The organism is Mesorhizobium sp. M7A.F.Ca.CA.004.06.1.1 (genome assembly GCF_003999135.1).
GTDB lineage: Bacteria > Pseudomonadota > Alphaproteobacteria > Rhizobiales > Rhizobiaceae > Mesorhizobium.
Genome location: NZ_RZPQ01000274.1, coordinates 1 through 6,847, shown reverse-complemented (window position 1 = coordinate 6,847; position 6,847 = coordinate 1). Strand labels below are relative to the sequence as shown.

Annotated in this window: 9 protein-coding genes; 6 read left to right on the top strand and 3 right to left on the bottom strand. The window is 64.2% G+C overall.

Annotated elements, in window-relative coordinates; genetic code table 11:
- The 6 genes from EN906_RS17455 to phnN form a co-directional block, all read left to right on the top strand.
- Window positions 1–460, top strand: a 460-nt coding sequence (locus EN906_RS17455; RefSeq protein WP_164777215.1) for a TIM barrel protein, incomplete at its 5' end; no start/stop codon positions are given.
- A 58-nt stretch (window positions 461–518) separates the two neighbouring features.
- Complete coding sequence (locus EN906_RS17450; RefSeq protein ID WP_127269081.1) at window positions 519–737, top strand: DUF3329 domain-containing protein; 219 nt, start codon at window positions 519–521, stop codon at window positions 735–737.
- Between the two features lie 322 nt (window positions 738–1,059).
- Entirely contained in the window at window positions 1,060–1,872 is an 813-nt protein-coding gene (gene iolB, locus EN906_RS17445) for a 5-deoxy-glucuronate isomerase (protein ID WP_127269080.1), read from the top strand.
- Window positions 1,873–2,025: 153 nt separating this feature from the next.
- Entirely contained in the window at window positions 2,026–2,733 is a 708-nt protein-coding gene (locus EN906_RS17440) for a DUF1045 domain-containing protein (RefSeq protein ID WP_127269079.1), read from the top strand.
- A 13-nt stretch (window positions 2,734–2,746) separates the two neighbouring features.
- Complete coding sequence (locus EN906_RS17435) at window positions 2,747–3,886, top strand: alpha-D-ribose 1-methylphosphonate 5-triphosphate diphosphatase (protein ID WP_127269078.1); 1,140 nt, start codon at window positions 2,747–2,749, stop codon at window positions 3,884–3,886.
- Window positions 3,883–4,512, top strand: a complete 630-nt coding sequence (phnN, locus tag EN906_RS17430; RefSeq protein ID WP_164748922.1) for a phosphonate metabolism protein/1,5-bisphosphokinase (PRPP-forming) PhnN — start codon at window positions 3,883–3,885, stop codon at window positions 4,510–4,512. The genes EN906_RS17435 and phnN overlap by 4 nt, the downstream gene beginning before the upstream one ends.
- 39 nt (window positions 4,513–4,551) lie before the next feature.
- Here the strand turns inward: phnN and EN906_RS17425 are convergent, their stop codons facing one another.
- The 3 genes from EN906_RS17425 to EN906_RS17415 all read right to left on the bottom strand — a co-directional run.
- A complete protein-coding gene (locus EN906_RS17425) occupies window positions 4,552–5,451 on the bottom strand; it encodes an aldose 1-epimerase (protein ID WP_127271236.1) in 900 nt (299 codons plus the stop codon).
- A 23-nt stretch (window positions 5,452–5,474) separates the two neighbouring features.
- The gene (locus tag EN906_RS17420; RefSeq protein ID WP_027040007.1) at window positions 5,475–6,470 is read right to left on the bottom strand and encodes an ABC transporter permease; all 996 of its coding nucleotides are present in this window, start codon (window positions 6,468–6,470) and stop codon (window positions 5,475–5,477) included.
- 53 nt (window positions 6,471–6,523) lie between these two features.
- Window positions 6,524–6,847 (bottom strand): ATP-binding cassette domain-containing protein (locus tag EN906_RS17415; protein ID WP_164777214.1); only part of this gene is annotated, 324 nt, incomplete at its 5' end.

Sequence of the window (6,847 nt, the reverse complement as noted above, 5' to 3'; positions counted from 1 at the left end):
TCACCACATGGCGGCGGTGGTCGAGACCGAGCCGGAACTCGATGCCTTCATGCGCTATTCCGGAGCCGGCATTCCGCTGCTGCTCGATGCCGGACATCTGGCATTCGCCGGCGGAGACGTGCTGCGTGCCATCGACAACCATCATACCCGCATCAGCCATGTGCATGTGAAGGACGTTCGCATGGGCGTGATCGAAAAGCTCGATCGCACCAAACAATCCTTCCTCGACGCGGTGGCGCTGGGCGCCTTCACCGTGCCGGGCGACGGCTCGCTCGATTTCGGCGCCATCGTGCAGCGCTTCGCCGACCATGGCTATGAGGGCTGGTTCGTGGTCGAGGCCGAGCAGGACCCGAAGAAGAACCCGCCACTCAGGATGGCACAGGTTGGCTACAAGGAATTGATGCGCGTCATGACCGCCGCCGGCTATACGGTCGAGACGCAAGGCTTTCCAAATGTCTAGTTTCCCAATGGCTGGTGCGACGGGTTCCCGGCGAGACCGATTGCTGTAGATTGGCCCTATGAAAGATTCCGAACACCCCTTCTTCCGACCTTTGTGGCGGCGTGTCGCCATCGTCGCGGTCTGCGTCATCTGGTCGATCATCGAGTTCGCCACCAGCACGCCGTTCTGGGGCATGATCGCGCTCGGCTTCGCCGGCTACGCCGTCTGGCAGTTTTTTTATCTCTACAAGCCTGCTGACGAGGCGAAGCCTTCGGTCGAGCCCGAGCCGAAGGAGTAACTGATCGCATGCGTTGGCGACTATCTTGCAGTGCTTCTCGTTTCGTCATCCTGGGGCGGAGCAAGGAGCGAAGCGACGCGGCGCAGACCCTAGGATCCATGCCATGACTTTGAAGCTGGTGTGACGGTGCAGAATCCGCTCCGCTGCGCCCTTCGGCCGAGGCAACGGCATGGATCCTAGGGTCTCCGCGACGGAGCTTCGCTCCTGCTTCGCCCTAGGATGACGAAGTTGGAAGGGCGCCGGCCGAAGATTTGCGATGGCCCTTTCAAACAGGCGGCTTGGCTTCACGGAGTCCTTCAAGCCAACGGAATAGGAGACAAAAATGTCGAAGCTGCTCGTCAAAGCCGACAAAGGCCATGGCCGCGTCGCCCATGTGACGCCGAAAAGCGCCGGCTGGACCTATGTCGGTTTCGACCTGCATCGGCTGAAGCCGGGCGAGAGCGTCTCCGGCAAGACGGAGGATCGCGAAGTCTGCCTGGTGTTCGTTACCGGCAAGGGCAAGGCTTCAGCCGGCGGCAAGGATCTCGGCCTGCTCGGCGAGCGCATGTCGCCCTTCGAGGGCAAGCCGTGGTCGGTGTATGTGCCTGAGGGATCGGATTGGTCGGTGACGGCGGACACCGGACTGGAACTCGCGGTCTGCTCGGCGCCGGGCCTTGGCGGCGGTCTGCCGGTTCGCGTCATCGGACCGGACGATCTCGGCCAGGAGGTGCGCGGCAAGGGCACCAACACACGCTATGTCACCAACATATTGCCGGAGGGCAAGCCGGCCGATTCGCTGCTGGTGGTCGAGGTGATCACGCCCGGCGGCCACACGTCGAGCTATCCGCCGCACAAGCACGACCGGGACAATCTGCCCGCTGAATCCTATCTTGAGGAAACCTACTATCACCGTCTCAACCCGCCGCAGGGCTTTGCCTTCCAGCGCGTCTACACCGATGCCGACGAGAATGGCCATCGCGCGCTCGACGAAGCGATGGCGATCGAGGATGGCGATGTCGTGCTGGTGCCCGGGGGCTATCACCCCTGCGCCGCCTGCCACGGCTACGACCTCTATTATCTCAACGTCATGGCCGGACCGAAGCGGACGTGGAAATTCCACAACGCGCCCGAGCACGAGTGGTTGATGAAGGCCTGATCGGTCGCTGCGTGAGCACTCGCTCCCTGGTCCAGCACGAAAAAATCGTCGGCTAATGACCCCGCCGCAGCGTTTTGTTACCTGAAAGCCAGCAAGGCTTCGTCAATTCGTCATGGAAATCACCTATGGCAGCGAAGCTGACAAGGACTTTCCATGCGCTACGCCCTCTATTTCACCCCCCGGCAGGACGAGCCTCTGGCGCGGATCGCCGCCGACTGGCTGGGCCGCGACGCGTTCGGCGCCGCGACGAGGCCGGTCGAAGCGGTGGCCGACCTGTCGGCGGCGGAAGTCGCTTTCCACACCGCTTCGGCGCGCCGCTATGGCTTTCACGCAACGCTGAAAGCCCCCTTCCGCCTGGCTGCCGACGAGACGGAAGCCTCGCTGCGCGCCGCACTCGACCAATTCGCCGAGGCGACGCCGGTGGTGACCATCCCGCGTCTCGTGGTCAGCCAGATCGACGGCTTCTTCGCACTGGTGCCGGAAGGGCCAGTGCCTGCGCTCAACCGGTTCGCCGATGACGTGGTGCGCGATTTCGACCGGTTTCGCGCACCACTGAGCGAAGCGGAAATCGAGCGGCGCAGCCCGGATTCGCTGAAGCCGGCCGAGTTCCGCAATCTCTGCCAATGGGGTTACCCCTATGTCTTCGAAACCTTTCGCTTCCACATGACGCTGTCGGGCCGGGCGGGGTCACAGGAAAGCCCTCGTTTGCGCGCAGCGATCGACAGCCTGTTCGCGGAAGTGCTGCAACAGAAGGTGCTGGTGGATGCGCTGACCTTGTTTGTCGAAACCGAACCGGGTGCACCGTTCATGGTGCTCTCGCATCACGCGCTCGGGCGCCGCCCGGCCAGAAAAACCGCCTGAAGGACTGCCTGAAATGACCGCCGAGACTGTTCTCCACAATGCCCGCATCGTGCTTGCCGACGAGATCGTCGAGGGTTCGCTGGTGCTGCGCGACGGCTTTATCGCCGGCATCGAATCCGGCATCAGCCGCATCGGCGAGGATATGGGCGGCGACTATATCATTCCCGGGCTGGTCGAATTGCACACCGACCATCTCGAAGGCCACTACGCGCCGCGGCCCAAGGTGCGCTGGAATCCGATCGCCGCCGTGCTCGCCCATGACGCGCAGGTGGCGACCGCCGGCATCACCACCGTGCTCGACGCCTTGCGCGTCGGCATGGACGAAGACGCCGACCTGACATCGGCCGACATCCGCAAGCTGGCCGACGCGATCGAGGACAGTGTGAAGCAGGACCGTCTGCGCGCCGACCATTTCATCCATCTGCGCTGCGAGGTTTCGGCACCGGACTGCCTCAGGGCTTTCGCCAATTTCGACGGCGACGAGCGGGTCAAGCTGGCGTCGCTGATGGACCATGCGCCAGGCCAGCGCCAGTTCGTCGATCTCGAGACCTATGCCTACTATTACCAGCGCAAGCTGAAGCTGACCGATCGCGACTTCAAGCTGTTCTGCGAAAAGCGGATGGCCGAATCGGCGCGCAATTCGGCGCCGAACCGGGCGGTGATATCAGCCGCCTGCCAGGAGCGCGGCATCGTGCTGGCCAGCCACGACGACGCCACATCAGGCCATGTCGACGAGGCGATCGAGCAGGGCGTGCGCGTCGCCGAATTCCCGACCACGGAAGAGGCCGCCAGGGCCTCGAAAGAGGCCGGGATGGGCGTGCTGATGGGCGCGCCCAACGTTATGCGCGGCGCCTCGCATTCGGGCAATGTCTCGGCCCGCACGCTGGCCAGCGACGGCCTGCTCGACATCTTGTCATCCGACTATATTCCCTTCAGCCTGATCCAGTCGGCGTTCTTCCTCGGCGATGTCGTCGAAGGCATTTCCCTGCCGCAGGCCGTCGCCATGGTCTCGAAGAACCCGGCCGATGCGGTTGGCCTGACCGATCGCGGCGTCATCGAACAGGGCCGCCGCGCCGATCTGGTGCGCGTGCGCGTCGACGACCATGTCCCGGTGGTGCGCACCGTCTGGCGGCAGGGAAGCCGGGTCGCATGATGGTGTCGGCGTCGATCGAGCGGGAATTGTCGGCCGAGACGTTTCCGATCCGCGATGGCGTTTTCGTCGCCGTCGTCGGCCCAAGCGGCGCCGGCAAGGACACAGTGATCGGCTACGCCCGCGCCCGCTTTGCCGACGAAACGCGGCTGGAGTTCGTCCGCCGCGTCATCACCAGGCCGAGCGATGTCGCCAGCGAGGACCACGACACGCTGGCCGATGCCGCCTTCGTCGAGGCCGAAGCCGATGGCGCCTTCGCCATCTCCTGGGAAGCGCACGGCTTGCGCTACGGCATCCCCGCCGATGTCGACTGGTCCGTCGCCAATGGCCGTGTCGCTGTCGCCAATGTGTCGCGCGCGATCATCCCCTCCTTGCGCGAACGCTATGCCAATCTGGCCATCGTCGAGATCACCGCCTCGCCTGAAGTGCTGGCCGAGCGTCTGGCGATGCGCGGCCGCGAGTCACGCGGCGAAGTGCTGGCGCGGCTGGCACGCAGCGCCAATGTCACTCTGTCCGGGTCCGGCGTCACCTCGATCGACAACAGCGGCCCGCGCGAAGCGGCCGGCGAACGCTTCGCCGAGGTGCTGCGCAAGGCGATGGCTTTTTCCGACATGTCGGGCCTGATCTAGATCGTCGGCTCCTGACGCCTCGTTCACGCGATGGGCGCTTTAAGCCCCAAGCGCAAAGGGCATCAGCGACACCGTGCCGGCCGAACTTTCACCTGGGGCGAGCACGATGGCGCCCTCGTCCGGATCGCTCCATCCGCCCCGGTTGAAAGCACCGGATGCCATGGTCTGCGGTTCGACGCAAAAGTAAGGCTTGGCCGGATCGGCGTACAGCATCAGGTGCTTGAAGATCGGATCGGCCTTGATGCGCAAACCCGCGCCGCGCGCCGGAAAGCGAAGCGTCGCCTCACCCGTCCAGCCGCCATAATCATTGTTGCGCCAGCCGGCGGGTAAAGGCCGGCTCTCGGCGAAGTCGAGTTCGGGCGCAAGCGCTATCGGATCGCCGGCGATGCCTTGCGGTTCCTCCAGATAGAACCGCGCGGCCTTGAATTGCAGCGTGACGTCCGGGTCGCGGTCGAACCAAGGATGCAGGCCGAAACCAAACGGCATGGAAACCGGCCCCGTGTTGGTCAGTGTCATGGTCACGTCGAGGCCTTCTTCGGACAGCACGAAAGCCTGCGTCGCGTGATAGGAGTAGGGTTCGAGGCTGGCTGCGATATCCAGCGACAGCGTTGCCTGGGCGTCGCCCGCTGCAGTGACAGTCCAGGGGTGTTTCCAGCCGCTGCCATGCACGTTGATGGCTTCGGGCGGATTGTTGGGCTGGACCCGCCAGCGCTTCGCTCGAAACTCGAAGGTATTTCCGGCGATGCGGTTGGCGTAGGGTATCATCGGGAACATGGCCACGCCAAGCACGTTGCCCGCTTCGCGATCATGGTCCGAGAGCCTGCGCATGAGATCGATGCCGCGCCAGCGCAGCGCGCTGAGGCTGCCGCCGATTTGCGGCACCAGTTCGGCTTCGAGCGCGCCGGCCCTGAGCGTCAACGGTTCAGGAATTGCAGCCATCGCCCGCCATTCGCCGCGAGGCGCTATTCCGCGGCCGCGCCGGCGGCGCTTTTTCGGGTGGCGTCGACCATCAGCCGCCGTTCCCGGAACACGCCCCATTGCTGGTCGACCAGCACGCCGATGAGGATGACGCCGCCCATCACCGCGAAGTTGAGCGAGGACGGGATGCCGAGCAGGTTGACTAGGTTCTGCAGTTCCTGCAGCAGCACCGTGCCGAGGATGACGCCGATCAGCGAGCCTTCACCGCCGCGCAGCGAGAAGCCGCCGAGCACGGCGGCGGCGATGGCGTAGAGTTCGTAGAACTGGCCGTGGCTGGCCGGAGAGATCGAGCGCGTGTACATGGCGAAATAGATCGCCGACAGCGCCGTCAGCACGCCGCAAATGACGTAGGCGGCGATGACGACGCGGCCGGTGCGGATGCCGGAATATTTCGCCGCCTCCTCGTTCTTGCCGATGGCGTAGAGATAGCGGCCGAACACCGAGCGGTGCAGCACCACCCACATGACGATCGAGATGACGATCAGCGCGATGAAGCTGTTGGGAACGCCATAGGAGCGCCCGGCGGTGAGGAATTCGAGGTCGGGAAAATTCTGGCCGAAGGCAAAACCCGCGGTGCCGTCGGCGGTGTAGAAGCGGGCAACGCCGCGGTAGATCAACAGGCCGCACAGCGTGACGACGAAGGGCTGCAGCTTGAGCCTTGTGATCAGCCAGCCATGCGCCAGGCCAATGATGGCGCCAAGCACCAGGATGAGCACGAAGGCCAGCGGCCATTCCATGCCACGCACGGCGATGAAGTCGATGAACAGCGTGCCAAGCAGCGCTACCACCGAGCCGACCGACAATTCGATGCCGCCGGTGATGATGACGAAGGCCTGGCCGATCGACAGGATGCCGAACAGGCCGATCAGGTTCGAGGTGTTGGCGAGGTTGATCGGCAACAGGAAGCGCGGATTGATGATCGCCACGATCGCCCCGACCACCAAGATCAGGATCAGCAGGCCGAGATCTTTCTTGCTCATCGTCTTCTCCCCAATGCCTGAGCGGATCGCGTTTGCGCGGCCCGTGGCAAGAACTATTTCGGCTGCTTGCCCACCGCCAGGAGCAGCACGTTTTCCTGGCTGAACCGGTCCTTGTCGAGAATACCCGAGATCTGGCCCTCATGCATGACGGCGATGCGGTCGGACACGCCGATCACCTCTTCCATGTCCGAGGAGATCATCAGCACGGCGACGCCGGCATCGGCCAATGCGCGCATCAGGCCATAGATTTCCGCCTTGGCGCCGATGTCGATGCCGCGCGTCGGCTCGTCGAGGATCATCACTTTCGGGTTCATGGCCAGCCATTTGCCGAGCACGACCTTCTGCTGGTTGCCGCCCGACAGCGGCACGATCACGGT

Coding starts and splice junctions, on each gene's coding strand:
- EN906_RS17440 (WP_127269079.1), top strand. CDS start 2,026: ATGCGCTACGCCCTCTATTTCACCCCCCGGCAGGACGAGCCTCTGGCG.
- phnN (WP_164748922.1), top strand. CDS start 3,883: ATGATGGTGTCGGCGTCGATCGAGCGGGAATTGTCGGCCGAGACGTTT.
- iolB (WP_127269080.1), top strand. CDS start 1,060: ATGTCGAAGCTGCTCGTCAAAGCCGACAAAGGCCATGGCCGCGTCGCC.
- EN906_RS17435 (WP_127269078.1), top strand. CDS start 2,747: ATGACCGCCGAGACTGTTCTCCACAATGCCCGCATCGTGCTTGCCGAC.
- EN906_RS17420 (WP_027040007.1), bottom strand. CDS start 6,470: ATGAGCAAGAAAGATCTCGGCCTGCTGATCCTGATCTTGGTGGTCGGG.
- EN906_RS17425 (WP_127271236.1), bottom strand. CDS start 5,451: ATGGCTGCAATTCCTGAACCGTTGACGCTCAGGGCCGGCGCGCTCGAA.
- EN906_RS17450 (WP_127269081.1), top strand. CDS start 519: ATGAAAGATTCCGAACACCCCTTCTTCCGACCTTTGTGGCGGCGTGTC.